40 protein-coding genes and 1 rRNA gene are annotated in these 22,413 nt (G+C 33.5%); all 41 read right to left on the reverse strand.

What is annotated here, in order from left to right; genetic code table 11:
• Positions 1 to 250, reverse strand: a 16S ribosomal RNA gene (locus I4U66_RS11695); the annotation flags it as partial.
• Positions 251 to 510: 260 nt separating this feature from the next.
• A complete protein-coding gene (gene cwlD, locus I4U66_RS11700) occupies positions 511 to 1,242 on the reverse strand; it encodes an N-acetylmuramoyl-L-alanine amidase CwlD (RefSeq protein WP_092921858.1) in 732 nt (243 codons plus the stop codon).
• A 78-nt stretch (positions 1,243 to 1,320) separates the two neighbouring features.
• Positions 1,321 to 1,713 carry a 30S ribosomal protein S9 gene (gene rpsI, locus I4U66_RS11705; RefSeq protein WP_092921856.1) on the reverse strand — a complete coding sequence of 131 codons (393 nt, stop codon included), beginning with the start codon at positions 1,711 to 1,713 and terminating at the stop codon, positions 1,321 to 1,323.
• A gap of 25 nt (positions 1,714 to 1,738) precedes the next feature.
• The gene (gene rplM, locus I4U66_RS11710) at positions 1,739 to 2,170 is read right to left on the reverse strand and encodes a 50S ribosomal protein L13 (RefSeq protein ID WP_092921854.1); all 432 of its coding nucleotides are present in this window, start codon (positions 2,168 to 2,170) and stop codon (positions 1,739 to 1,741) included.
• A gap of 119 nt (positions 2,171 to 2,289) precedes the next feature.
• Positions 2,290 to 3,021, reverse strand: a complete 732-nt coding sequence (gene truA, locus I4U66_RS11715; RefSeq protein WP_092921852.1) for a tRNA pseudouridine(38-40) synthase TruA — start codon at positions 3,019 to 3,021, stop codon at positions 2,290 to 2,292.
• A gap of 11 nt (positions 3,022 to 3,032) precedes the next feature.
• The gene (locus I4U66_RS11720) at positions 3,033 to 3,830 is read right to left on the reverse strand and encodes an energy-coupling factor transporter transmembrane component T family protein (protein WP_092921850.1); all 798 of its coding nucleotides are present in this window, start codon (positions 3,828 to 3,830) and stop codon (positions 3,033 to 3,035) included.
• Positions 3,824 to 4,690, reverse strand: a complete 867-nt coding sequence (locus tag I4U66_RS11725; protein ID WP_092921848.1) for an energy-coupling factor transporter ATPase — start codon at positions 4,688 to 4,690, stop codon at positions 3,824 to 3,826. The genes I4U66_RS11720 and I4U66_RS11725 overlap by 7 nt, the downstream gene beginning before the upstream one ends.
• A complete protein-coding gene (locus I4U66_RS11730) occupies positions 4,681 to 5,511 on the reverse strand; it encodes an energy-coupling factor transporter ATPase (protein ID WP_092921846.1) in 831 nt (276 codons plus the stop codon). Before I4U66_RS11730 ends, I4U66_RS11725 begins: the two co-directional genes overlap by 10 nt.
• A gap of 494 nt (positions 5,512 to 6,005) precedes the next feature.
• Positions 6,006 to 6,347, reverse strand: a complete 342-nt coding sequence (gene rplQ, locus I4U66_RS11735) for a 50S ribosomal protein L17 (RefSeq protein ID WP_092921844.1) — start codon at positions 6,345 to 6,347, stop codon at positions 6,006 to 6,008.
• Between the two features lie 19 nt (positions 6,348 to 6,366).
• Positions 6,367 to 7,314: a DNA-directed RNA polymerase subunit alpha gene (locus I4U66_RS11740; RefSeq protein WP_092921842.1), complete on the reverse strand. Its 948-nt coding sequence runs from the start codon at positions 7,312 to 7,314 to the stop codon at positions 6,367 to 6,369.
• Between the two features lie 77 nt (positions 7,315 to 7,391).
• Positions 7,392 to 8,015, reverse strand: coding sequence for a 30S ribosomal protein S4 (rpsD, locus tag I4U66_RS11745; protein WP_092921840.1), 624 nt, complete (start codon positions 8,013 to 8,015; stop codon positions 7,392 to 7,394).
• 34 nt (positions 8,016 to 8,049) lie between these two features.
• The gene (rpsK, locus tag I4U66_RS11750; RefSeq protein WP_092921838.1) at positions 8,050 to 8,445 is read right to left on the reverse strand and encodes a 30S ribosomal protein S11; all 396 of its coding nucleotides are present in this window, start codon (positions 8,443 to 8,445) and stop codon (positions 8,050 to 8,052) included.
• Positions 8,446 to 8,474: 29 nt separating this feature from the next.
• Positions 8,475 to 8,846 carry a 30S ribosomal protein S13 gene (rpsM, locus tag I4U66_RS11755; RefSeq protein ID WP_092921836.1) on the reverse strand — a complete coding sequence of 124 codons (372 nt, stop codon included), beginning with the start codon at positions 8,844 to 8,846 and terminating at the stop codon, positions 8,475 to 8,477.
• Positions 8,847 to 8,999: 153 nt separating this feature from the next.
• Entirely contained in the window at positions 9,000 to 9,113 is a 114-nt protein-coding gene (gene rpmJ / locus I4U66_RS11760; protein ID WP_002509257.1) for a 50S ribosomal protein L36, read from the reverse strand.
• Between the two features lie 34 nt (positions 9,114 to 9,147).
• Positions 9,148 to 9,366: a translation initiation factor IF-1 gene (gene infA, locus I4U66_RS11765; RefSeq protein WP_092727842.1), complete on the reverse strand. Its 219-nt coding sequence runs from the start codon at positions 9,364 to 9,366 to the stop codon at positions 9,148 to 9,150.
• Positions 9,367 to 9,394: 28 nt separating this feature from the next.
• Positions 9,395 to 9,673, reverse strand: coding sequence for a KOW domain-containing RNA-binding protein (locus I4U66_RS11770; RefSeq protein ID WP_092921834.1), 279 nt, complete (start codon positions 9,671 to 9,673; stop codon positions 9,395 to 9,397).
• A 19-nt stretch (positions 9,674 to 9,692) separates the two neighbouring features.
• Positions 9,693 to 10,442 carry a type I methionyl aminopeptidase gene (gene map / locus I4U66_RS11775; protein ID WP_092921832.1) on the reverse strand — a complete coding sequence of 250 codons (750 nt, stop codon included), beginning with the start codon at positions 10,440 to 10,442 and terminating at the stop codon, positions 9,693 to 9,695.
• Positions 10,442 to 11,092, reverse strand: a complete 651-nt coding sequence (locus I4U66_RS11780; RefSeq protein WP_092921830.1) for an adenylate kinase — start codon at positions 11,090 to 11,092, stop codon at positions 10,442 to 10,444. Before I4U66_RS11780 ends, map begins: the two co-directional genes overlap by 1 nt.
• A 15-nt stretch (positions 11,093 to 11,107) precedes the next feature.
• Positions 11,108 to 12,376, reverse strand: a complete 1,269-nt coding sequence (secY, locus tag I4U66_RS11785) for a preprotein translocase subunit SecY (RefSeq protein WP_092921828.1) — start codon at positions 12,374 to 12,376, stop codon at positions 11,108 to 11,110.
• A gap of 40 nt (positions 12,377 to 12,416) precedes the next feature.
• Positions 12,417 to 12,860: a 50S ribosomal protein L15 gene (gene rplO, locus I4U66_RS11790; RefSeq protein ID WP_092921826.1), complete on the reverse strand. Its 444-nt coding sequence runs from the start codon at positions 12,858 to 12,860 to the stop codon at positions 12,417 to 12,419.
• A gap of 33 nt (positions 12,861 to 12,893) precedes the next feature.
• Positions 12,894 to 13,079, reverse strand: coding sequence for a 50S ribosomal protein L30 (gene rpmD / locus I4U66_RS11795; RefSeq protein WP_092921824.1), 186 nt, complete (start codon positions 13,077 to 13,079; stop codon positions 12,894 to 12,896).
• 14 nt (positions 13,080 to 13,093) lie between these two features.
• Entirely contained in the window at positions 13,094 to 13,600 is a 507-nt protein-coding gene (gene rpsE, locus I4U66_RS11800) for a 30S ribosomal protein S5 (RefSeq protein WP_092921822.1), read from the reverse strand.
• Positions 13,601 to 13,627: 27 nt separating this feature from the next.
• On the reverse strand, positions 13,628 to 13,996 hold the full coding sequence (gene rplR / locus I4U66_RS11805; protein ID WP_092921820.1) for a 50S ribosomal protein L18: 369 nt from the start codon (positions 13,994 to 13,996) through the stop codon (positions 13,628 to 13,630).
• Positions 13,997 to 14,034: 38 nt separating this feature from the next.
• Positions 14,035 to 14,577 (reverse strand): 50S ribosomal protein L6, encoded by a 543-nt coding sequence (rplF, locus tag I4U66_RS11810; RefSeq protein WP_092921818.1) that lies wholly within the window; start codon positions 14,575 to 14,577, stop codon positions 14,035 to 14,037.
• 30 nt (positions 14,578 to 14,607) lie between these two features.
• Complete coding sequence (gene rpsH / locus I4U66_RS11815; RefSeq protein ID WP_092921816.1) at positions 14,608 to 15,006, reverse strand: 30S ribosomal protein S8; 399 nt, start codon at positions 15,004 to 15,006, stop codon at positions 14,608 to 14,610.
• 32 nt (positions 15,007 to 15,038) lie between these two features.
• On the reverse strand, positions 15,039 to 15,224 hold the full coding sequence (locus I4U66_RS11820; protein ID WP_071119031.1) for a type Z 30S ribosomal protein S14: 186 nt from the start codon (positions 15,222 to 15,224) through the stop codon (positions 15,039 to 15,041).
• A gap of 48 nt (positions 15,225 to 15,272) precedes the next feature.
• Positions 15,273 to 15,815, reverse strand: coding sequence for a 50S ribosomal protein L5 (rplE, locus tag I4U66_RS11825; protein ID WP_092921814.1), 543 nt, complete (start codon positions 15,813 to 15,815; stop codon positions 15,273 to 15,275).
• 25 nt (positions 15,816 to 15,840) lie between these two features.
• The gene (gene rplX / locus I4U66_RS11830) at positions 15,841 to 16,146 is read right to left on the reverse strand and encodes a 50S ribosomal protein L24 (protein ID WP_092921868.1); all 306 of its coding nucleotides are present in this window, start codon (positions 16,144 to 16,146) and stop codon (positions 15,841 to 15,843) included.
• A 22-nt stretch (positions 16,147 to 16,168) separates the two neighbouring features.
• Positions 16,169 to 16,537, reverse strand: a complete 369-nt coding sequence (gene rplN / locus I4U66_RS11835) for a 50S ribosomal protein L14 (protein WP_092921812.1) — start codon at positions 16,535 to 16,537, stop codon at positions 16,169 to 16,171.
• 26 nt (positions 16,538 to 16,563) lie between these two features.
• A complete protein-coding gene (rpsQ, locus tag I4U66_RS11840; protein WP_092921810.1) occupies positions 16,564 to 16,818 on the reverse strand; it encodes a 30S ribosomal protein S17 in 255 nt (84 codons plus the stop codon).
• Positions 16,819 to 16,841: 23 nt separating this feature from the next.
• Positions 16,842 to 17,045, reverse strand: coding sequence for a 50S ribosomal protein L29 (gene rpmC, locus I4U66_RS11845; RefSeq protein WP_092921808.1), 204 nt, complete (start codon positions 17,043 to 17,045; stop codon positions 16,842 to 16,844).
• 1 nt (position 17,046) lies between these two features.
• The gene (rplP, locus tag I4U66_RS11850) at positions 17,047 to 17,478 is read right to left on the reverse strand and encodes a 50S ribosomal protein L16 (RefSeq protein ID WP_092921806.1); all 432 of its coding nucleotides are present in this window, start codon (positions 17,476 to 17,478) and stop codon (positions 17,047 to 17,049) included.
• Positions 17,479 to 17,511: 33 nt separating this feature from the next.
• A complete protein-coding gene (gene rpsC / locus I4U66_RS11855; protein ID WP_092921804.1) occupies positions 17,512 to 18,327 on the reverse strand; it encodes a 30S ribosomal protein S3 in 816 nt (271 codons plus the stop codon).
• 22 nt (positions 18,328 to 18,349) lie between these two features.
• Positions 18,350 to 18,685 (reverse strand): 50S ribosomal protein L22, encoded by a 336-nt coding sequence (rplV, locus tag I4U66_RS11860; protein ID WP_092921802.1) that lies wholly within the window; start codon positions 18,683 to 18,685, stop codon positions 18,350 to 18,352.
• Between the two features lie 32 nt (positions 18,686 to 18,717).
• A complete protein-coding gene (gene rpsS, locus I4U66_RS11865) occupies positions 18,718 to 18,999 on the reverse strand; it encodes a 30S ribosomal protein S19 (protein WP_092921800.1) in 282 nt (93 codons plus the stop codon).
• 34 nt (positions 19,000 to 19,033) lie between these two features.
• Complete coding sequence (gene rplB, locus I4U66_RS11870) at positions 19,034 to 19,864, reverse strand: 50S ribosomal protein L2 (RefSeq protein WP_092921798.1); 831 nt, start codon at positions 19,862 to 19,864, stop codon at positions 19,034 to 19,036.
• 32 nt (positions 19,865 to 19,896) lie between these two features.
• Positions 19,897 to 20,187 carry a 50S ribosomal protein L23 gene (gene rplW / locus I4U66_RS11875; RefSeq protein WP_092921796.1) on the reverse strand — a complete coding sequence of 97 codons (291 nt, stop codon included), beginning with the start codon at positions 20,185 to 20,187 and terminating at the stop codon, positions 19,897 to 19,899.
• On the reverse strand, positions 20,187 to 20,810 hold the full coding sequence (gene rplD / locus I4U66_RS11880) for a 50S ribosomal protein L4 (RefSeq protein WP_092921794.1): 624 nt from the start codon (positions 20,808 to 20,810) through the stop codon (positions 20,187 to 20,189). The genes rplW and rplD overlap by 1 nt, the downstream gene beginning before the upstream one ends.
• A gap of 28 nt (positions 20,811 to 20,838) precedes the next feature.
• The gene (gene rplC / locus I4U66_RS11885; protein WP_092921792.1) at positions 20,839 to 21,468 is read right to left on the reverse strand and encodes a 50S ribosomal protein L3; all 630 of its coding nucleotides are present in this window, start codon (positions 21,466 to 21,468) and stop codon (positions 20,839 to 20,841) included.
• 91 nt (positions 21,469 to 21,559) lie between these two features.
• Entirely contained in the window at positions 21,560 to 21,871 is a 312-nt protein-coding gene (gene rpsJ, locus I4U66_RS11890) for a 30S ribosomal protein S10 (protein ID WP_092921790.1), read from the reverse strand.
• Between the two features lie 405 nt (positions 21,872 to 22,276).
• The gene (locus tag I4U66_RS11895) at positions 22,277 to 22,408 is read right to left on the reverse strand and encodes a hypothetical protein (protein ID WP_442971104.1); all 132 of its coding nucleotides are present in this window, start codon (positions 22,406 to 22,408) and stop codon (positions 22,277 to 22,279) included.
• Positions 22,409 to 22,413: the final 5 nt, after the last annotated feature.

A 22,413-nucleotide genomic window follows, 5' to 3' on the forward strand; every position in this document is an offset into this window, starting at 1 on the left:
TTACCTTACCAACTAGCTAATCAGACGCGGGTCCATCCTGTACCGCCAGAGCTTTGATAAGAAAGCCATGCGACTTTCTCATGTTATCTCGTATTAGCATACCTTTCGGTATGTTATCCGTGTGTACAGGGCAGGTTACCCACGCGTTACTCACCCGTCCGCCGCTCTTTACCGAAGTAAATCGCTCGACTTGCATGTGTTAGGCACGCCGCCAGCGTTCATCCTGAGCCAGGATCAAACTCTCAAATAAAAGTTGTTACCTGCTCAGACTATCATTATCTGAATATCTGGCTTGGTTTGTTTTCGATTCTTTTAAGAATCAGTTATATAAATTAACCTACTGTTTAATTTTCAAAGTTCTTATTTTGCCCTTTTCTTAAGGACATATATAAATATATCATCTTATAATTGAATCGTCAATACTTTTTTTATATTTTTTTAATTTTTATAAAAAAACTAGATTATATCTAATAAATTACTTATTTGATATAATCTAGTTTTTACTTTTTTTCAATTTTTATTCTCATTATCACTAAAATATTTTTGAATACCTACGTATATTGACCAAGCTATTTTTTCTTGATATTTTTCATCAGCTAATAAGTTAGCTTCTTTTTCATTAGATAAAAATCCACATTCTATTAAAACTGATGGTATTGCATTTTCTTTTAATAAATATAAGTCATCTTTAGGTTTAATTTCTCTGTTATTAGTTTTATCAACTACTCTCTTTAATTCTTCTTGTATATATTTAGATAGCTTTTTAGAGTCATCTTTTCCACCTGGATAAAACGTCTGGGCCCCATAATATTTAGAAGCACCTTTTCCACTTAATGCGTTCATATGTATAGATACAAACATATCTGCATCAGATTCGTTTATTATCTTTTTTCGATTCTTTAAATTCTCATTATATTTTTGTCTAATTGTCTTGTCTTTAGCTTCTTCATACAAGCTAACATCTTCTTCTCTAGTTAATATAACAAGACCTCCACTAGATTCTAATAATTCTCTTAATTTAAGTGTAATAGATAAATTTACATCTTTTTCAGTTATGCTTTTATCTTCATTCAAAGCTCCTGGATCTATCCCACCATGACCAGCATCTAATATTATAGTTTTTTTGGTTACTGGCATATACTCCATAGACTCTTGTGATACACTTTGAATTTCAAATGAAAATACCACTACTAGTATTATAGATATAACACAAAATATTATATGTTTTATGTACTTTCTCACAATATCACCCTGTACATTTATATTAAAAAAGACTTTGGAATATTCCAAAGTCTTTGTACAAACATATAAAATAGGATATTATCTCTTTGAGAATTGTGGAGCTCTTCTTGCTGCCTTTAATCCGTATTTCTTTCTTTCCTTCATTCTAGCATCTCTAGTTAAGAATCCTTCTTTCTTTAAAGCTCCTCTTAACTCTTCATCAGCTTTTAATAAAGCTCTAGATATACCATGTCTTATAGCTCCAGCTTGTCCAGTGAATCCTCCACCTTCAACCTTTACTATAACATCGTATTTGTTTTCGTTGTTAGTTAACACTAATGGTTGCTTAACATCTCTTATTAATGTTTCATAGTTGAAGTATTCTCCAACTGGTCTTCCATTTATTACTATGTTTCCTTCACCTGCAACTAATCTAACTCTAGCAACAGAGTGCTTTCTTCTTCCTGTTCCGTAGTATTGAACGTTAGCCATGATAACTCCTCCTTTCACCCGTTAATTATTTAAAGTTTAAAACTTCTGGATTTTGAGCTGCATGATCATGGTTTGGTCCTGCGAATACTCTTAATCTAGTCATCATTCTGCTTCTTAATTTGTTTTTACATAACATACCACTTACTGCATGAGAAACTACTTCCTCAGGCTTCTTAGCCATCATTTCTCTGTAAGTTATTTCTTTTAATCCACCTACGTATCCTGTGTGGTATCTGTACATTTTTTGATCTAATTTCTTTCCTGTTAAAACTACCTTCTCTGCGTTTACAACAACAACGAAGTCTCCTCCGTCAACGTGTGGAGTGAAAGTAACCTTGTGCTTTCCTCTTAATACTGTCGCTATTTCAGTTGCTAAACGACCTAATGTTTTTCCTTCAGCATCAACGATGTACCATTTTCTTTGTACATCAGCTGGCTTAGCTATATAACTTTTCATGTTTGTCCCTCCTTAACTTATTTTCCTATAAAAATTTTACCGTTTATGTCAAGTCCGGGGCAAGTGGACTTATTAACACACTCTAACTTATTTTAATATATGCCCCCTGGTGTGTCAAGCTAATAATCAACTTTTTTGAGAAATAATCCATGTGCTGGAGCGGTATGTCCACATTCTCCTCTATTTTTTGATTTTATTACTTCTTCAAGGTTTTTAGTTATACGACCTCTACCTATATCAACTAACGTTCCTGCTATTATTCTTACCATATTATATAAAAATCCATTGCCTTCTACTTCCATAACAATTAATCCATCTTCTTTAGTTAGTGTTATATCGTATATCGTTCTTATAGTGTCTTTAACTGAAGATCCTGAACTCATAAACCCTTTAAAGTCATATTCACCAATTAGACTCTTAGCTTCTTTACACATTTTTTCAAAATCAAGATCATATTTTACATGATATGATATATCCTTATATATAGGATTTCTATATGGGCTATTGTGTATTAGATATCTATATCTCTTTTTCTTTGCACTATATCTTGAATGAAAATCTTCATCAACCTCTATACAGTCTATTATAGATATATCTTTTGGTAGCTTAGCATTTAATGCATTTGGCATTTTATTTGCAGGTATATTAGAGTTTGTTTTAAAATTAGCTACCTGACCTAAGGCATGAACTCCTGCATCTGTTCTACCTGATCCGGTTATTTTAACTTCTTCTCTAGTTATGTCATAAATGGCTTTTTCTATTGTACCTTGTATACCTAAAGAATCAGGTTGCTTTTGCCATCCACAATAATTTTGACCATTATACTGTATCGTAAGTTTTAAATTTCTCATAGTCTTCCTCTTTAAATAAATCTAGTAGCTATAATTATAACCAAATATACAATCTGTATACTATTAGCCACATAGTCTGCTTTTGTCATTATAGCTTGTTTCATTTTTGTCCTATTATATCCACCTCTATAACATCTAGCTTCCATTGCAGCAGCAAGTTCTTCAGCTCTTCTAAATGCACTTACAAATAAAGGTACTAGTAATGGTACTAAGTTCTTAGCTCTATTTATAAGATTTTTACTTTCAAAATCTGCCCCTCTTGACATTTGAGCTTTCATTATTTTATCAGTTTCATCTAGTAGAGTAGGTATAAATCTTAAAGCTATTGTCATCATCATAGCTAATTCATGAACAGGGAAACCAACCTTGTTTAATGGATTTAAAAGCCTCTCTATGCCGTCTGTTAGGTCCATAGGTGTAGTTGTTAGGGTAAGTAAAGAAGTCCCTACAACTAAGAATATAAGCCTTATAGCCATAAATATAGCTTGTTCTAAACCTTGACTTGTGATTCTTAAGAAACCAAATGACCAAATGACATCTCCTGGTAAGAAAAATACATTGATTACAAATGTAAATATTATAATCCATCTTAATGGTTTTAATCCTTTTAATATATATTTACCTGGTAATTTTGATGATTTTATAATAGCTGCTAAAGCTAATAAAACAATAGCATATGGCCAGAATTTATTTATTATAAATAGAGATATCATAAAAACGAAAGTGGCTATAAGCTTAACTCTAGCATCTAGCTTGTGAATCACCGAATTTACAGGATAATACTGTCCTATAGTTATATCTTTTAACATTTACTTTTACCTCTCATAACTCTTAATATTTCTTCCTTAGCTTCTTGTATAGTTATGATATCTTCTTTTATGTCAAATCCATTTTCTCTTAGCCTTATTGCTAACTCCAATACTTGAGGTATATCAAGACCTATTTCTTTAAGTCTTGAAGAGTTAGATTTAAATACTTCTTTAGGAGTTCCCATAAATTCTACTTTACCTTTATTCATAACTATTAAAGTTTTTGCTAATCTAGCCATATCATCCATACTATGAGAAGATAATATTATTGTCATATTATTTTCTTTATGCAGTGTTTTTATTAAATTGAATATTTCATCTCTTCCACCTGGATCTAATCCAGCTGCAGGTTCGTCTAAAATAAGCACTTCTGGTTTCATAGCTATAACTCCAGCTATTGCTACTCTTCTTTTTTGCCCTCCTGATAATTCAAATGGAGATTTATCTTTAAATAGATCATAGTCAAGCCCGACAGCTTCCATTGATGTTTTTACCCTACGATCAATTTCTTCAGGGTCTAAGCCTAAATTATTAGGTCCAAAAGCTATATCTTTCTCTACTGTTTCTTCAAATAATTGGTATTCAGGGTATTGAAACACTACTCCTACCCTTTTTCTAACCTCTGTTAGGTTTAAACTTGGATCTGTTATGTTAAATCCATTTATATTTATTTCTCCAGAATGAGGCTTTAATATCCCATTTAAATGCTGTATTAATGTTGATTTACCAGAACCAGTATGTCCTATTAACCCTACAAAATCTCTATCTTTAATTTCAAAAGTAACATTGTCTAACGCCTTACTAGCAAAAGGCATTCCTTCGTTATATATATGAGTTAAACCTTTTATCTCTATCGACATAATTCCATCACCATCTCATCTACAGTTAATATATCTTTTTTTATATCTATACCTTCTTTATATAACATACTAGATAATTCCGTCATATAAGGAACATCTAATCCTATACCTTTTAATGTATCTATTTGACTAAATACTTCTCTTGGAGTTCCTTCTAATATTTTTTTACCTTTTTCCATAACTATAACTCTATCAGCTTCTACTGCCTCTTCCATAAAGTGAGTTATGTGTAATACGGTAATATTTTCTTCTTTATTTAACTTTTTTATAGTTTTCATTACTTCTTTTCTTCCAGATGGGTCTAACATAGCCGTTGCTTCATCAAATATTATACATTTTGGCTTCATAGCTATTATTCCTGCTATAGCTACTCTTTGTTTTTGTCCTCCTGATAATAGGTGTGGTTGTCTATCTCTTAACTCATACATACCGACACTCTTTAACGATTCTTCAACCCTATGTTTTATTTCTATAGGATCTATCCCTAGGTTTTCTGGGCCAAAAGCAACATCTTCCTCTACTATTGTAGCAACAATTTGGTTATCTGGATTTTGAAATACCATACCTGCTGTTTGCCTTATATCCCATAATTTATCTTCTTCTTTTGTATTCATTCCATCTATAAGTATATCTCCTTCAGTGGGAACCAGTATAGCATTTAAGTTCTTAGATAATGTAGACTTTCCAGAACCATTGTGACCAATTATAGCAACAAATTCACCTTCTTTTACATCTAGTGTTAATCTGTCTATTGCTTTAAAAGTGCTATCTTCTGTAATATACTCATAAGATATATTATTCACTTTTACTATATTGTTCATTTATTTACTCCTTTTCATAAGTAATTAAAGCAACTTCGTCATATATAAATAACTAATACCTTATTAGTGTTAATAAACTCTATTTTTTGAACAAAAACCATTTTGACTAGTATTATATCATAGTTCATCGCAAAAAACACAAGTACGTTTATCTTAAAATCTACTTATATCTGCCGCTAGCATACATTTTTCTTAATTTTATAATTATATGTTCAATTATATTTTATGAACTATAAATATATCTAAACAAGGATCATATTTCAAATTATACATCATAGATTTTATCTACTATTCCCCCGTAATTTTTATCCTTTGTAAGTTTGTTTTTTGCACCTAACTTTATCTGAATATAAAAATATAGCCTTTATAAACTATAGAATCTATCATAGTTTATAAAGGCTATAAAACAAACCTACAGTGGATTAAAGATATTATTTTTGTACAAATTTATATTTAAAAAAGGATTAAGCTATAAGCTTAATCCTTCACAAGAATTATACTAATTCTATAAATGCCATTTCAGCAGCGTCCCCTCTTCTTGGACCCTTCTTTATTATTCTTGTGTATCCACCGTTTCTCTCAGCATATTTTGGAGCTATTTCAGTGAATAAGTTGTTTACTACAGTTTCATCTATAACATAAGCTAAAACTTGTCTTCTAGCATGAAGATCTCCTCTTTTAGCAAGAGTTATCATCTTTTCTGCCATTCTTCTAGTTTCCTTAGCTCTAGTAACAGTAGTTTCTATTCTTCCATTTCTTAGTAAATCAGTTACTAAGTTTCTTAACATAAGGTTTCTGTGAGCTGTCTCACGTCCTAATTTACGGTAAGTAGCCATGATATCCCTCCTTCACTAACTATTCTTCGCTTGGTTTTAGACCTAATCCAAGTTCTTCTAACTTTTGGATTACTTCTTCTAAAGATTTTTTCCCTAGATTTCTAACCTTCATCATATCGTCCTCAGACTTATTAGCTAATTCTTCAACTGTGTTTATTCCCGCTCTCTTTAAACAGTTGTAAGATCTAACTGATAAATCTAATTCTTCTATAGTCATTTCAAGAACTTTTTCTTTTTGGTCTTCTTCTTTTTCTACCATTATCTCAACATTGCTTACATGCTCTGTTAAGTCTATGAATAGATTTAAATGTTCAACTAAAACTTTAGCTGCAAGAGATATTCCCTCTTGAGGGTTTATGCTTCCATTAGTCCAAACTTCTAGTGTTAATTTGTCATAGTCTGACTTTTGACCTACTCTTGTATTTTCAACATGGTAGCTCACTTTTTCAATAGGAGTATAGATTGAATCTACAGGTAAAACTCCTATAGGCATATGCTCTGTCTTGTTTTCTTCAGCAGAAACATAACCTCTACCTTTATCTATCATTATTTCCATATTTAACTTAGCATTGTCATCTAATGTTGCTATTTTTAAATCTTTGCTTAATACTTCAACATCAGAAGGACATATTATATCAGCACCAGTTATAGTACATGGACCCTCAGCCTCTATTTTAAGAGTTCTGCTTCCTTCACCATCTATAGTAGCTGAAAGTTCTTTTAATGCTAATATTATTTCAGTAACATCTTCTTTAACACCAGCAACAGTTGAGAATTCATGAAGAACTCCATCTATTTTTATAGCATTAACTGCTACACCTGGTAAAGATGATAATAATATTCTTCTTAAAGCATTACCTACAGTTATGCCATAGCCTCTTTCAAGAGGCTCTATGACAAACTTTCCATATCTATAATCTTCGCTAAGCTCTATTATATCTACTTTTGGTTTTTCTATTTCTATCATGGACAAAACCCTCCTTTAAATTTATTAATCCACTGAGGGTAAACAAAATCTCAAAAATAAATTTTAAAATATATTTATTACTTAGAGTAAAGCTCTATTATTAAGTGCTCTGCTATTTCAAGATCTATATCTTCTCTTGATGGGTTAGCAACAACTTTAGCGCTCATTTCGTCTAAGTTAGTTTCTAACCACTTAGGAGCTATTCTTGTATTGTTTTCTACTAAAGCTTTGAATTTAGCAGATGATTTTGATCTTTCTTTAACTGTTATAATGTCACCTGGCTTAACTGTTATAGAAGCTATATCAGCCTTGTGTCCGTTTAATAAGAAGTGACCGTGTCCTACTAATTGTCTAGCTTCTTTTCTAGATGAAGCTAATCCCATTCTGTAAACAACATTGTCTAATCTTCTTTCTAATAAGCTTAATAAGTTTTCCCCTGTTATACCAGCCATTTTTTCAGCACGCTCGTATAGGTTTCTGAATTGAGTTTCTAAAACTCCGTATATTCTCTTAACTTTTTGCTTTTCTCTTAATTGTAATCCATAGTTAGAAACTTTCTTTCTTCCTTGTCCATGTTGTCCTGGAGCATAGTTTCTCTTAACTATAGCACATTTATCAGTATAACATCTGTCACCTTTAAGGAATAATTTCATTCCTTCTCTACGACATTGTCTGCATGATGCACCTGTGTATCTTGCCATGTCTTTACACCTCCTAATTTACTTGTTTATATAATTACACTCTTCTTCTCTTTGGTGGTCTACATCCATTGTGAGGGATTGGAGTAACGTCCTTTATCATAGTTACTTCTAATCCAGTAGCTTGTAATGCTCTTATAGCAGCTTCTCTTCCTGAACCTGGCCCCTTTACGAATACTTCAACAGTTTTTAAACCGTGTTCCATTGCAGCTTTAGCAGCAGTTTCAGCAGCCATTTGAGATGCGAAAGGAGTCGCTTTTCTTGATCCTTTGAATCCTAATTGTCCTGAAGATGCAGCTGATATAGCGTTCCCATGAACATCAGTTAAAGTTATTATTGTATTGTTGAAAGTAGATTGTATATGAGCTTGCCCACGTTCTATATTTTTACGCTCTTTTCTTCTTACACGTGTAACTTTCTTTTGCTTAGCCATTGTTTTCCCTCCTATCTAGTTTTTATTTATTACTTCTTCTTCTTACGAGATACAGTTTTTCTAGGACCTTTTCTAGTTCTAGCGTTAGTCTTAGTTCTTTGTCCTCTTAGTGGAAGACCTTTAGCATGTCTCATACCTCTGTAACATTTTATATCTCTTAATCTCTTTATATTTAAAGCGATTTCTCTTCTTAAGTCACCTTCAACTAAGAAATCATTATCTATTATCTTTCTTAATTCGTTAACTTGCTCTTCTGATAAGTCTTTTATTCTTACGTTAGGATCTATGTCAGCTTTAGCTAATATTTCGTTAGCAGTTGCCTTACCTATACCGTATATATAAGTTAAGCCTATTTCCGCTCTTTTTTCTCTAGGTAAATCTACCCCAGCTATTCTTGCCATTAGTTCGCACCTCCTACACTTAATTTTTTCGATTCTAAACTTGTGTTAATTCATGTTAAATCCGAAACAGATTTCAACGATTTTAAAGTTTAATTGCTAATATCACAATTAAATATTATACTACAAAATTTTACAAATTACTAGTATAATTTATTATCCTTGCTTTTGCTTGTGCTTTGGATTTTCACAGATAACCATTACTTTACCTTTTCTTTTTATAACCTTGCACTTTTCGCATATTGGTTTTACTGATGGTCTTACTTTCATTGTTAATCCCTCCTTAGACTAATATTAAAATAGTCTACTTCTTACGCCAAGTGATTCTTCCTCTTGTAAGGTCATATGGAGAAAGCTCAACATTCACCTTATCACCTTCAAGGATTCTTATGAAGTTCATTCTTAGCTTTCCAGATAAGTGACATAATACTTCATGTCCATTTTCTAATTTTACTTTAAACATAGCATTAGGTAAGTTTTCTGTAACTGTACCTTCTAGTTCTATAACATCTTTTTTGGCCATTAACTAACCAAACCTCCATTTCAATAAGTTAAATCCTTTGATCTAACTTAGTAAGTTGAGCTCTTAAAAAAGCATCTGTATTATTCTGCTTAGATATAATCATTTGTTTTGCTTCTTCGCTAATAAAGTCATATATCTTTAAGTGCTTAACTTTTTTTAGCTTAGGCTTACCAAGTTTTCTTGTCTTACCATCAGATATTAAAACATATTCATGGTCAACTACTTCTACTATAAAAAATAGTCTTCCTTGTTCTCTACCTGATAAAGCTTTTACAACTTGACCTATACTTAGCTTATTTAATAGCATTTATTCACATACTTTATGATTAAAGTGCTGATAATATCAGCGGCTCATCTTCAGTGATTGCTATTGTATGCTCATAATGAGCTGATTTTTTGCCATCTATTGTGACAATTGTCCAGTCATCTGCTAATGTTTTAACGTGATATTTACCAGCGTTAACCATTGGCTCTACAGCTAAGACCATTCCTTCTAAAAGTCTTGGACCTTTACCTGCTGGACCATAGTTAGGTATTTGAGGATCTTCATGAAGTTCAGTTCCAACTCCATGACCAACTAAATCTCTAACTACTGAAAAACCATGTTTTTCAACGTGTGCTTGTACTGCGTGTGAGATATCAGATAATCTATATCCTAGTTTAGCAAATTTTAAACCTTCATAGAAGCTTTCTTTTGTTACTTCTATTAATTTCCTATCTTCTTCAGATATTATTCCTACCCCATGAGTTTTCGCAGAGTCTGAATGATATCCTTTATAATAGGCACCTACATCTAAACTTATAATGTCGCCTTCTTTTAAAATTCTGTTAGCATTTGGTATACCATGAACTACCTCTTCATTTATAGAAGCACATATAGATCCTGGGAAACCTCCATAACCTTTAAAAGATGGAATTGCATTATATTTTCTTATATTCTCTTCAGCTATTTTATCTAACTCTAGTGTAGATATTCCCGGAATAACAGCTGATTTCAATATCTCATGAGTTTCAGCGACAATTTTGCCCGCCTCTCTCATAAGTTCTATTTCTTTTTTTGATTTTAATGTAATCATTATTTTTCACTTCCTAAAGCGTTTACTATATCTTCAAATACCTTATCTATAGATTGTTCCCCATCTATGTTAGCTATTATACCTTGTTTGCTATAATAGTCAACTAATGGTCTAGTCTCATCTAAGTAAACTTGTATTCTCTTTGATACAGTTTCTTCTGTGTCATCTGCTCTTTGGTATAATTCACCTTGGCATACATCACATACTCCTTCAACTTTAGGAGGATTAAACTTAACATGATACGTAGCACCGCAAGATTTACATATTCTTCTTCCTACAGCTCTACCAACTAATATTTCCTTATCAACTTCGATATTAACTACCTTATCTAAAGCTATATTAGTTTTATTTAAAAACGTATCTAAATGTTGAGCTTGAGCAACATTTCTTGGGAATCCATCTAACATAAATCCATTCTTACAGTCATCTTGAGATATTCTGTCTGTAACTAAACCTACAGTTAACTCATCTGGAACTAATAATCCTTGATCTATATATTCTTTAGCTTTCTTTCCAAGCTCTGTTCCTTCTTTTATGTTCTTTCTGAATATATCACCTGTTGATATATGAGGTATATTGTATTTTTCAACAATACCTGCTGCCTGAGTACCTTTACCAGCACCAGGAGGTCCAAGTAATATTATTCTCATACTATCATCTCCAATTTATTTTAAGAAACCTTGGTATGTTCTCATAACCAGATTTGATTCTAACTGTCTCTTAAGTTCTAATGCAACACCAACAACTATTAGTAAAGATGTCCCTACTAGTGTTATTTGAAGTTTCATAAAGAACATTATTATAGCAGATACCATAACGATACAAGCTAAGAATAAAGCTCCAGCTAGAGTAAGTCTTGATAATATTCTATTTAAATAATCTATTGTAGGTTGTCCTGGTCTAATACCTGGTATAAACCCACCGTTATTTTTCATATTATTTGCTATATCTTCTGTATTAAATGATACAGTAGTATAGAAATAAGAGAAGAATACTATCAGCAGAACTTCAAGCGCTCTATAAATCCAAACTCCTGGAGATTGTACTGGATTTAAATATGTTTGCACAAAAGCTTGAGCATCTGCACCCATAAACATTGCTAAAGTTTGAGGGAATGCTAAAAGTGAACTAGCGAAAATTACTGGTATAACTCCCGATTGATTAACTTTCATAGGTATATGAGAACTTTGTCCTCCATACATTTTTCTTCCAACAACTCTTTTTGCATATTGTACTGGGATTTTTCTTGTGGCTTCTTGTATATATGTGACTGCAGTTATTGTTAAAAGTATTACTACTGCTAACAGAGCTACTGCCCATATAGCTATCTTGCCACTTTTTACTAAGTTTACAGTTGATATAACATCTACTGGTATTCTTGAGATAATACCTATAAATATTATAATAGAACTACCATTACCTAATCCTTTTTCAGTAATTTTGTCCCCTATCCACATTAAAAGCATACTTGCTGATACTAATGTCAATATAACTGTTATAATAAAGAATGCATTATCACTTTTTAAAGCTCCTCTTACAATACCTAGCGTTATCGCTATAGCTTGAACAAAAGCTAATGCTAATGCAATGTACTTAGTATATTTATTAATCTTTTTCTTTCCTTCTTCACCAGACTTTTGAAGTTCTTCCAAACTTTCAAAACCTACAGTTAGAAGTTGTATTATGATAGATGCTGTGATATATGGTCCTACACCTAATGCAAATAGTGTAAAGTTACTAAATGCGCCTCCAGTGAACAGATTATATAGGGAAAGAAGACCATTTGAGTCAACCATTCCCTTTATAATACTTGTATCAACTCCAGGAACAGGTATAGCTGCACCTATCCTAAATACTACAATCATCATCAAAGTATATAATATTTTTCTTCTTACATCTTTAAGCTTCCAAGCTTGTTTTAAGTTTGACAGCACGATATCACCCCGCCTATTCGGCTAAGAGCAGCAGATTAGATTAAACTAATTCTGCCTTTCCTCCAGCTTTTTCTATTTTTTCTTGAGCTGAAGCAGTAAACTTAGCAGCCTTAACTGTTAACGCCTTTTCTAAGTTTCCTTCACCTAAGATCTTTATGCCGTCTTTTTCTATTTTGCTTATAACTCTAGCAGCCTTTAAAACTTCAGCAGTTATTTCAGTTCCGTTTTCGAATCTGTTTAAAGCAGCTACATTAACTTCTGTATAAACTTTCTTGAATATGTTGTTGAATCCTCTCTTAGGAAGTCTTCTAGCAAGTGGCATTTGTCCACCTTCGAATCCAACTCTAACTCCACCACCTGAACGAGACCATTGTCCTTTTTGTCCACGTCCTGCAGTCTTACCTTGTCCAGTAGCAGTACCTCTACCTAATCTTTTCTTAGCTCTTACTGCACCTTCAGCAGGTTTTAACTCATGTAACTTCATGGATTGCACCTCCTTATTCGTCTTATCTATTTATTACTCAGCTATTTCAGTTACTTCTACTAAGTGACTAACCTTAGCTATCATCCCTCTTATTTGGGCATTATCTTCTTTAACAACTACTTGTTCTCTTTTTCTTAATCCTAACGCTTCTACGTTTTTCTTTTGGTTAGGAGTAGTTCCTATTATACTTCTAACTAATTTTATTTGTAATTTAGCCATTTCTTACTACCTCCTTACCCTAGAAGGTCCTCAACTTTTTTACCTCTTAATTTAGCTATATCTTCAGCTCTCTTAAGAGATTTAAGTCCTTCTATTGTAGCATTTACCATGTTTCTTGGGTTGTTAGTTCCTAAAGATTTAGCTCTAACATCTGTTAAACCAGCTAACTCAAGTACGGCTCTAGCAGGTCCCCCAGCTATAACTCCTGTACCTTGCTTAGCAGGCATTACTAATATTTTACCAGCACCGAAGTGTCCGTGAACTTCGTGAGGTATAGTTGTACCAACTATAGGTACATTTATAAGATTCTTCTTAGCATCTTCTACTGCTTTCTTTATAGCATCTGGTACTTCCATCGCTTTACCAGTACCTATACCAACGTGTCCGTTTTCATCTCCAACTACTACTAACGCTGCAAATCTGAAGTTTCTACCACCTTTTACAACTTTAGTAACACGTCTAACTTCAACAACTTTTTCTTTTAAGTCAAGTTGTCTGGCATCTATAATCTTACGACGCATGTGCATTTCCCTCCTTTGTTTCTCTTATTAGAACTTAAGTCCAGCTTCTCTAGCAGCTTCTGCTAATACTTGAACTCTTCCGTGATATAAGTATCCACCTCTGTCGAATACAACTTCAGTGATTCCTTTTTCTACAGCTTTCTTAGCCACTAATTCTCCGACCATTTTAGCTGCTTCTTTATTTCCTGTATGACTAACAGCTCCTTTAACGTCTGCGTCTAATGAAGATGCAGATACTAAAGTAACTCTGTTTGTATCATCTATTATTTGAGCGTATATGTTATTAGAACTTCTGAATACACATAATCTTGGTCTTTGAGTAGTTCCAGTTATTTTTCTACGAACTCTCTTATGTCTTTGAAGTCTGTTTGCATTTTTATCAGCTTTCTTTATCACCAGGCTCACTCCTTTCTAGCGTTTAAGTTTGGTATTTATTACTTCTTACCAGTTTTACCTTCTTTACGTCTTACTACTTCACCAGCGTATCTTATACCTTTACCTTTGTATGGCTCTGGCTTTCTCCAGTCTCTTATCTTAGCAGCGTAGTTTCCTACTAATTGCTTATCTATACCTTTAACTGTTAACTCAGTTTGGTTTGGAACTTCAACTGTTATTCCTTCTGGATCTTCCATTTCTACCGGATGAGAGAATCCTAAACTCATAACTAATTTCTTTCCTTGCTTTTGAGCTCTGTATCCAACACCTACTAATTCTAATTTCTTTTCGAAACCGTTAGTAACACCTACTACCATGTTATCTATTAAAGTTCTAGTTAACCCGTGTAGTGCTCTGTGTTGCTTGTTGTTAGTTGGTCTTTCAACAGTTATAGTATTTTCTTCTTGCTTTATAGTTAAAGCAGCATCAAATTGCTTGCTTAATGTACCTTTTGGTCCTTTTACAGTAACTAAGTTTCCTTCAGCTATAGTAACTTCAACACCTGCTGGTACAGTTATTGGTTTAACACCTATTCTTGACATAATCGCACCTCCTTACATCTTTCGTCTATATTACCAAACGTAGCAGATTACTTCTCCACCAACATTTTCTTTTCTAGCTTGCTTATCAGTTAATATTCCTTTAGAAGTAGATATTACTGATATTCCTAAACCGTTTAATACTCTTGGTATTTCGTGCTTAGAAGCGTAAACTCTCATACCAGGCTTAGATATTCTCTTTAATCCTGATATAACTCTTTCTCCTGTTTGTCCGTACTTTAATTGTATTCTTATTATTCCTTGCTTTCCATCTTCTATTACATCGTATCCTCTAACGAATCCTTCTTCTAATAGTATTCTAGCTAATTCTTTCTTTATATTAGAAGCTGGAACATCAACAGTCTCATGTTTAACTACGTTAGCATTTCTTATACGAGTAAGCATATCTGCTATTGGATCTGTCATTGTCATATTGAAACCCTCCTTCCATTTATATCAAAGTTTTACCAACTTGCTTTTCTAACACCAGGTATTTGACCCTTGTAAGCTAATTCTCTAAAGCATATACGGCATATTCCGAACTTTCTAAGTACTGAATGTGGTCTACCGCATATAGTACATCTAGTGTATTCTCTAGTAGCGTACTTTTGTTTTCTTTGTTGTTTTACAACCATCGCTTTTCTAGCCACTGGAATCCCTCCTTCTTTTCTTAGCTTAGAAAATTGCCTTTTCTAAGCTTACTTAGAAAATGGCATTCCTAATAATTTTAATAATTCACGTGCTTCTTCGTCAGTTTTCGCAGTAGTAACAAATATTATATCCATTCCTCTTACTTTGTCTACCTTATCGTATTCTATTTCAGGGAATATTAATTGTTCTTTAACACCTAAAGCGTAGTTACCTCTACCATCGAATGCGTTAGCGTTAACTCCTCTGAAGTCTCTAACTCTTGGTAAAGATACAGATACTAACTTGTCCATGAAGTAGTACATTTTGTCAGCTCTTAATGTAACTTTTGCACCTATTGGCATCCCTTCTCTTAATTTGAAGTTCGCAACAGATTTTCTTGCTCTAGTTATAACTGGCTTTTGACCAGATATCATTTCCATTTCTTCTACTGCTTTTTCTAATCCTTTTGGATTTTCTCTAGCATCTCCTATACCCATGTTGATAACTATTTTCTCTAACTTAGGTATTTCCATAACATTCTTATATCCGAATTTCTCCATTAAAGCAGGAGCAACTTCTTTCATGTATTTTTCTTGTAATCTAGAAGCCATTTAAGGTCCCTCCTTTCAAGCTAAATTATATTTCTTTTCCGCTCTTTACTGATACTCTTACTTTTTTTCCATCCTTCATTTCAAATCTAACTCTTGTACCTTTTCCTGTTTCAGGATCTACTGGCATTACGTTAGATATGTGTATTGAAGCTTCTTTGTTTACTATTCCACCTTGTGGGTTTATAGCAGTTGGTTTTTGGTGCTTAGTTATTACGTTTACACCTTCAACTAATACTCTGTTAGCCTTAGGGAATACTTTAGTAACTGTACCTTTTTTACCCTTATCTTTACCTGCTATAACTACAACAGTGTCACCTTTTTTAACACGCATCATGTCCTATTGCACCTCCTTATTATAGTACTTCTGGAGCAAGAGAAACTATTTTCATAAAGTCATTATCTCTTAACTCTCTAGCAACAGGCCCGAATATACGAGTTCCTACTGGAGTTTTATCGTCTTTTATTATAACTGCAGCATTTTCGTCGAAAGATATATAACTTCCGTCTTTACGTCTCACGCCTTGCTTAGTTCTTACTATAACAGCTTTAACAACTTTACCTTTTTTTACAACTCCACCAGGTGTTGCACTTTTAACAGTAGCAACTATTACGTCGCCTATGTTACCATATCTTCTTTTACTTCCGCCTAGTACACGTATGCATAGTATTTCTTTAGCACCAGAGTTATCCGCAACTCTTAAACGTGTTTCTTGTTGTATCATATCGTAATCCCTCCTTTACCAATAAACTACTTAACTTTTTCAACAACTTCAACTAATCTGAATCTCTTATCCTTTGATAAAGGTCTAGTTTCCATTATTTTAACTTTATCTCCGATTCTACAAACATTTTGTTCATCGTGAGCTTTGAATTTTTTAGTTCTCTTAACTGGCTTGTTGTATAATGGGTGACGTACGAAGTCTTCAACAGCAACAACTATTGTTTTGTCCATTTTGTCACTTACAACACGGCCTATTCTAACTTTTCTTCTTCCTCTTTCCATGGTTAAAAAGCCTCCTTTCCAAATTAAGCTCTAGTTTCGTTTAACTTTCTTTCAGCAAGTATAGTTTTAACTCTAGCTATATCTTTCTTAACGAATTTTATTCTTGCTGTGTTTTCTAATTGACCAGTAGCTAATTGGAATCTTAAGCTAAATAATTCACTTTTGAAGTCATTTAATCTATTCATTAGCTCTTCGCTTGTTAAATCTCTTAATTCTTTAGCTTTCATCCTATTCACCACCTTTTACTTCTAAATCTTCACGCTTTACAAACTTACATTTTACAGGAAGTTTGTGCATAGCAAGTCTCATTGCTTCTCTAGCTTTTTCTTCAGAAACACCTGCTAATTCGAACATAACTCTTCCTGGCTTAACAACTGCTACCCAGTATTCTGGTGAACCTTTACCGGCACCCATACGAGTTTCAGCAGGTTTTCTTGTTACTGGTTTATGTGGGAATATTTTTATCCAAACTTTTCCCCCTCTTTTTATAGATCTAGTCATAGCGATTCTGGCAGCTTCTATTTGGTTAGAAGTTATCCAAGAAGCTTCTAAAGCAACTAGTCCGAACTCACCGTAAGTAACTTTGTTACCCTTGTGAGCTTTTCCAGCCATACTTCCTCTATGAACTCTACGACGCTTTACTCTTTTTGGCATTAACATGAGTATTTCCTCCTTCCTCGAACCTTTTTAATATTAGTTATCTTTCTTTTCAGTTCTTTGAGGTCTTGATCCTTGAGGTCTTTGTCCTTGAGGTCTTTGTCCTCTGTTGTTTCCTCTATCATTCCCTCTTCTATCGTTTCTTCTGTTATCTCTTCTATCGTTTCTCTTGTTGTTTCTTCTGTTGTCTCTTCTATCTTCTCTTGGGTTTACACCGTTTCTAGTTGGAAGAACTTCTCCGTTACATATCCAAACTTTTATACCAGTTTTCCCGTAAGTAGTGTTAGCTTCAGCGAAACCGTAATCTATATCAGCTCTTAATGTTTGAAGAGGTACATTTCCTTCACTGTATCCTTCAGTTCTAGCCATTTCAGCTCCACCTAATCTTCCTGAAGCAGAAACTTTTATACCTTTAACTCCAGACTTCATAGCTCTTTGTATAGCTTGTTTCATAGCTCTTCTGAAAGCAACCCTTCTTTCTATAGCTAATGCTATATTTTCTGCCACTAATTGAGCATCTTTATCTGGGTTTCTAACTTCAACTATGTTAACTATAACAGTCTTCTTAGTCATTTTTTCTAATTCAGCTTTTAAAGCTTCTATACCAGCACCAGCTTTTCCTATAACTACACCTGGCTTAGCAACGTGTAAGTCTATCTTAACCTTGTTTGCTGATCTTTCTATTTCTATCTTCGCAACTCCTGAAGAATATAATCTATTCTTTAAGAATTTACGTATATTATGGTCTTCTAATAATAAATTTCCGAACTCTTTTTTATCTGCGAACCATCTTGAGTCCCAATCTTTTATAACACCGACTCTTAGTCCGTGTGGATTAACCTTTTGACCCATTACTTTCCCTCCTATCTATTTATTATTTTCTTTCCTTAAGAACAACCTCTATGTGAGAAGTTCTTTTTCTTATCATTGTTGCACGTCCCATAGCTCTAGGCATGAATCTCTTCATTGTTGGTCCTTGGTTTGCAACTATTGATGCAACGTATAAATTTTCAACGTTCATCTCATGGTTATTTTCAGCGTTTGCCTTAGCAGACTTAACAACCTTAGCTATTATATCAGCTGCTCCTCTTGGAGTGAACTTTAATATTGCTAACGCTTCGTCTACATTTTTTCCTCTAACAAGGCTGCAGATTTGTCCTGCTTTTCTTGGTGATACACGTACATATTTAGCAGTAGCTTTTGCTTCCATTTGCTATTCCTCCTTCCTTAGCGAAAAATTAATTATTTTCTCTTATTAGATTTTTCGTCGTCCTTGTGTCCTTTGAAAGTTCTTGTAGGAACGAATTCTCCTAACTTGTGTCCAACCATGTCTTCTGTTATAAATACAGGTACATGTCTTCTTCCATCATGAACAGCTATAGTATGTTCTACCATTTGAGGGAATATAGTTGAACTTCTTGACCAAGTTTTTATAACTTCTTTATTTCCACTAGCGTTCATAGCCTCTATTTTCTTTAAAAGTCTCGCATGTACGAAAGGTCCTTTTTTAGTTGATCTTGACATTTAAACTCCTCCTTTCCGAGCAAAAGTAAATCTATTACTTAGTTCTTCTTGATACTATTAACTTATCAGAAGCTTTGTTTTTCTTTCTAGTTTTGTATCCAAGAGCTGGTTTACCCCATGGAGTAACTGGTGAAGGTCTACCTATTGAAGTTCTACCTTCCCCACCACCGTGTGGATGGTCACAAGGGTTCATTACAGAACCTCTAACTGTAGGTCTTATACCCATATGTCTCTTTCTACCTGCTTTACCTATAACAACGTTACCGTGTTCTATGTTACCAACTTGTCCTATAGTAGCTTTACACTCTATAGAAACGAATCTCATTTCTCCTGATGGTAATCTTAATAAAGCTTTCTTTCCTTCTTTAGCCATTAATTGAGCAGAAACTCCAGCAGATCTTACTAATTGAGCTCCTTTTCCTGGCTTTAATTCTATGTTGTGTATTACAGTACCTACTGGCATGTCCTTTAATGCTAATGCATTTCCTGGCTTTATGTCAGCTGTTGGTCCTGATAATAATGTATCTCCAACATTTATTCCAACAGGTGCTAATATATATCTCTTTTCACCATCTGCATAGTGTAATAAAGCTATGTTAGCTGTTCTGTTTGGATCGTATTCAACAGTAGCAACCTTTGCAGGTACTCCGTCTTTATTTCTTTTGAAATCTATTATTCTATATTTTCTTCTGTTTCCTCCACCTCTGTGACGAACAGTTATTTTACCGTGAGCATTTCTACCAGAGTTCTTCTTTAATGAAACTAAAAGAGATTTTTCTGGTTCATTGCAAGTTATCTCATCAGAAACTAAAACTGTCATTTGTCTTAAGGCAGGAGAAGTTGGTTTAAACTTTTTTATAGCCATCTGTTTTCCCTCCTTCGTTTACTAGGGTTAAATTACATACCTTGGAAGAATTCTATTTCTTTGCTATCAGCAGCTAATTTAACTACTGCTTTCTTGAAGCTTGCAGTTCTTCCTTCGTATCTACCCATTCTCTTAACTTTTCCATCGTAGTTTAATGTGTTAACTTTTTCAACATTAACTCCGAATATAGCTTCTACAGCTTTCTTTATTTCAGTTTTGTTTGCACTCTTAGCAACAACAAAAGTGTATTTCTTTCCAACCATCTCAGTCATACTTTGTTCAGTAACAACTGGCTTTATTATTATATCATGTGGATTAGTCATTATGCGTACACCTCCTCCACTTTTTTAACAGCGTCTGTAGTTATTATGAATGAATCATACTTTAATATATCGTAAACATTTATAGTGTTAACTGTAGCAGTTGCAACACCTTCTATGTTTCTAGCTGATCTTATTACGTTTTCGTTGTTTTCAGCAGTTACTACTAAAGCTTTCTTAGCAGCGTTTATGTTCTTTAATATAGCAGCGAATTCTTTAGTCTTAGGAGCTTCCATTGTTAAAGCATCTAATACTATCATTTCACCATTTTGAACTTTTGAAGATAAAGCAGATTTCATAGCTAATCTTCTAACTTTCTTAGGTAAAGTATATCTGTAATCTCTTGGCTTAGGTGCAAAAGCAACTCCTCCGCCAACCCATTGTACAGCTCTTATAGAACCTTGTCTAGCTCTACCTGTTCCTTTTTGTTTCCAAGGTTTTCTTCCGCCACCTCTAACTTCTGCTCTAGTTTTAGCAGATTGAGTACCTTGTCTCTTGTTTGCTAATTGATTTTTAACAACTTCATATAAAACGTGTTCGTTAACTTCTACGTTGAATATAGCATCAGCTAATTCTATTTCCCCAACGTTTTGTCCAGTTATATTTAATACATTTAATTTTGGCATTGTGCTTCCTCCTTTCTTAGGTTAGTTATTATTTAGAAGCTTTAACAGCTTCCTTTATAGTTACTACTGAACCTTTAGCTCCTGGTATAGCACCCTTAACTAATATAAGGTTCTTATCAGCATCTACTTTAACAACTTCTAAGTTTTGTATAGTAACTTTAACGCTACCCATGTGTCCAGCTAATTTTTTGTTTTTGAAAACTCTACCTGGGAAAGAACATGCTCCCATTGAACCTGGTCTTCTGTGGTATCTAGAACCGTGAGATTCAGGACCTCTAGATTGTCCATGTCTCTTTATAGGACCTTGGAATCCCTTACCTTTACTTGTTCCAGTTACATCTATTTTTTCACCTGCAGCGAATAAATCAGCCTTTATTTCTTGTCCAACTGAGTATTCTTCTGTAGATTCTACTCTGAATTCTTTTAAGTGTTTCTTTAATACATTAGCAGCAGCTAAATGACCTTTTTGAGGCTTGTTTAAAGATTTTTCTTTAGCATCTTCAAAACCAACTTGAACTGCGTTGTATCCATCTTTTTCAGTTGTTTTAACTTGAGTTACAACTACTGGTCCTGCCTCAACCACTGTTACTGGTACTACTATACCTTCTTCAGTGAATATTTGAGTCATTCCAACTTTTCTTCCTAATATTCCTTTCATATTAGCACCTCCTATAATCTTACAGCGGATTATACTATTGTATAATCATTCTAAGATAGTTACCTTATAGGATAAGTATCTTAGGTTGCTATTATAACTTTATTTCTATATCAACACCAGCTGGTAAGTCTAATCTCATTAATGAGTCAACTGTCTTAGGTGTTGGGTTAGCTATGTCTATTAATCTCTTGTGAGTTCTTATTTCGAATTGCTCTCTAGAGTCTTTGTACTTATGAACAGCTCTTAATATAGTTACTACTTGCTTTTCTGTTGGTAGTGGCACAGGTCCTGAAACTTGTGATCCAGCTTTCTTAGCAGTTTCAACTATTTTAGCAGCTGAAAAATCTAATAATTTGTGATCATATGACTTTAATCTTATTCTTATTTGTTCATTTTTAGCCATTGTATTTTCCCTCCTTTATCGCACGTTATCTTTTAGTTACGCACGACTTATGCCGATACACACTTCCGGGTGTGTTGTGTTTTTTCACTCGACAGTCGGTCGCCCTTAACTAAGATTTAGTTTATATTTTCGTATCTCTCAAGCACACTATTATATTTTAAATCATTTTTTACTATTTTTCAAGTTTTTTTTATAATTTTACAAAGTTTATTTTTTTATGTAAAACTTAGGAACAAACTCGATTTGTGTCCTTTTCCAAGGCACTCATTTAGTATATAAAATTTTGTCTCCATTGTCAAATAAATATAACTAGCATTTTATCACTTTATTTCATTTTTATTACTTATATCAAAAAAGAGGGAGCAAGCTCCCCCTTTATATATAGATTAATCACTTAAGAAAAGATTACTCTATTATAGAAGCAACAACACCTGATGCTACTGTTCTTCCACCTTCTCTTATTGCGAATCTTAATCCTTCTTCTATTGCTATTGAGTTTATTAACTCTATAGTCATTTGTATGTTATCTCCAGGCATAACCA

Origin of the sequence: Romboutsia sp. D33t1_170424_H2 (assembly GCF_015669105.1) — a bacterium.
Classification (GTDB): Bacteria; Bacillota; Clostridia; order Peptostreptococcales; family Peptostreptococcaceae; genus Romboutsia_C; species Romboutsia_C hominis.

Bases quoted from the DNA above. Each gene is read 5' to 3' on its own strand.
- rplM (WP_092921854.1), bottom strand. From the start codon at position 2,170: ATGAAAAGTTATATAGCTAAGCCAGCTGATGTACAAAGAAAATGGTAC.
- map (WP_092921832.1), bottom strand. From the start codon at position 10,442: ATGATTACATTAAAATCAAAAAAAGAAATAGAACTTATGAGAGAGGCG.
- infA (WP_092727842.1), bottom strand. From the start codon at position 9,366: ATGGCCAAAAAAGATGTTATAGAACTAGAAGGTACAGTTACAGAAAAC.
- rplE (WP_092921814.1), bottom strand. From the start codon at position 15,815: ATGGCTTCTAGATTACAAGAAAAATACATGAAAGAAGTTGCTCCTGCT.
- rplQ (WP_092921844.1), bottom strand. From the start codon at position 6,347: ATGGCTACTTACCGTAAATTAGGACGTGAGACAGCTCACAGAAACCTT.
- rplC (WP_092921792.1), bottom strand. From the start codon at position 21,468: ATGAAAGGAATATTAGGAAGAAAAGTTGGAATGACTCAAATATTCACT.
- rplW (WP_092921796.1), bottom strand. From the start codon at position 20,187: ATGACTAATCCACATGATATAATAATAAAGCCAGTTGTTACTGAACAA.
- rplO (WP_092921826.1), bottom strand. From the start codon at position 12,860: ATGAAGTTACATGAGTTAAAACCTGCTGAAGGTGCAGTAAGAGCTAAG.
- rplX (WP_092921868.1), bottom strand. From the start codon at position 16,146: ATGCGTGTTAAAAAAGGTGACACTGTTGTAGTTATAGCAGGTAAAGAT.
- rpsE (WP_092921822.1), bottom strand. From the start codon at position 13,600: ATGCGTCGTAAGATTATAGATGCCAGACAACTTGACTTAAAAGAAAAA.
- truA (WP_092921852.1), bottom strand. From the start codon at position 3,021: ATGAGAAATTTAAAACTTACGATACAGTATAATGGTCAAAATTATTGT.
- rplV (WP_092921802.1), bottom strand. From the start codon at position 18,685: ATGGAAGCAAAAGCTACTGCTAAATATGTACGTGTATCACCAAGAAAA.
- rplP (WP_092921806.1), bottom strand. From the start codon at position 17,478: ATGTTAATGCCAAAAAGAGTAAAGCGTCGTAGAGTTCATAGAGGAAGT.
- rpsJ (WP_092921790.1), bottom strand. From the start codon at position 21,871: ATGGCTAAAAATGAACAAATAAGAATAAGATTAAAGTCATATGATCAC.
- rplF (WP_092921818.1), bottom strand. From the start codon at position 14,577: ATGTCAAGAATAGGTGTTAAACCAATAACTGTACCAGCAGGTGTTGAA.
- rpsK (WP_092921838.1), bottom strand. From the start codon at position 8,445: ATGGCTAAGCAAAAGAAAGTTACACGTGTAAGAAGAAAAGAGCGTAAA.
- rpmJ (WP_002509257.1), bottom strand. From the start codon at position 9,113: ATGAAAGTAAGACCATCAGTAAAACCAATATGCGAAAAGTGCAAGGTT.
- rpsH (WP_092921816.1), bottom strand. From the start codon at position 15,006: ATGACAATGACAGATCCAATAGCAGATATGCTTACTCGTATAAGAAAT.
- rpsS (WP_092921800.1), bottom strand. From the start codon at position 18,999: ATGTCAAGATCAACTAAAAAAGGACCTTTCGTACATGCGAGACTTTTA.
- rpmC (WP_092921808.1), bottom strand. From the start codon at position 17,045: ATGAAAGCTAAAGAATTAAGAGATTTAACAAGCGAAGAGCTAATGAAT.
- rpsD (WP_092921840.1), bottom strand. From the start codon at position 8,015: ATGGCAAGATACACAGGTGCATCATGCAGACAATGTCGTAGAGAAGGA.
- I4U66_RS11770 (WP_092921834.1), bottom strand. From the start codon at position 9,673: ATGCTATTAAATAAGCTAAGTATAGGTCAAGTTGTAAAAGCTTTATCA.
- rplB (WP_092921798.1), bottom strand. From the start codon at position 19,864: ATGGCTATAAAAAAGTTTAAACCAACTTCTCCTGCCTTAAGACAAATG.
- I4U66_RS11740 (WP_092921842.1), bottom strand. From the start codon at position 7,314: ATGATAGAAATAGAAAAACCAAAAGTAGATATAATAGAGCTTAGCGAA.
- I4U66_RS11725 (WP_092921848.1), bottom strand. From the start codon at position 4,690: ATGTCGATAGAGATAAAAGGTTTAACTCATATATATAACGAAGGAATG.
- I4U66_RS11720 (WP_092921850.1), bottom strand. From the start codon at position 3,830: ATGTTAAAAGATATAACTATAGGACAGTATTATCCTGTAAATTCGGTG.
- rplD (WP_092921794.1), bottom strand. From the start codon at position 20,810: ATGCCAAAATTAAATGTATTAAATATAACTGGACAAAACGTTGGGGAA.
- I4U66_RS11780 (WP_092921830.1), bottom strand. From the start codon at position 11,092: ATGAGAATAATATTACTTGGACCTCCTGGTGCTGGTAAAGGTACTCAG.
- rpsM (WP_092921836.1), bottom strand. From the start codon at position 8,846: ATGGCAAGAATAGCTGGGGTAGATTTACCTAGAGAAAAAAGAGCGGAA.
- rplN (WP_092921812.1), bottom strand. From the start codon at position 16,537: ATGATACAACAAGAAACACGTTTAAGAGTTGCGGATAACTCTGGTGCT.
- rpmD (WP_092921824.1), bottom strand. From the start codon at position 13,079: ATGGCTAAATTACAAATAAAATTAGTTAGAAGTATAATAGGAACTACT.
- rpsC (WP_092921804.1), bottom strand. From the start codon at position 18,327: ATGGGTCAAAAGGTTAATCCACACGGACTAAGAGTCGGTGTTATAAAA.
- I4U66_RS11730 (WP_092921846.1), bottom strand. From the start codon at position 5,511: ATGAACAATATAGTAAAAGTGAATAATATATCTTATGAGTATATTACA.
- rpsI (WP_092921856.1), bottom strand. From the start codon at position 1,713: ATGGCTAACGTTCAATACTACGGAACAGGAAGAAGAAAGCACTCTGTT.
- rpsQ (WP_092921810.1), bottom strand. From the start codon at position 16,818: ATGGAAAGAGGAAGAAGAAAAGTTAGAATAGGCCGTGTTGTAAGTGAC.
- I4U66_RS11895 (WP_442971104.1), bottom strand. From the start codon at position 22,408: ATGCCTGGAGATAACATACAAATGACTATAGAGTTAATAAACTCAATA.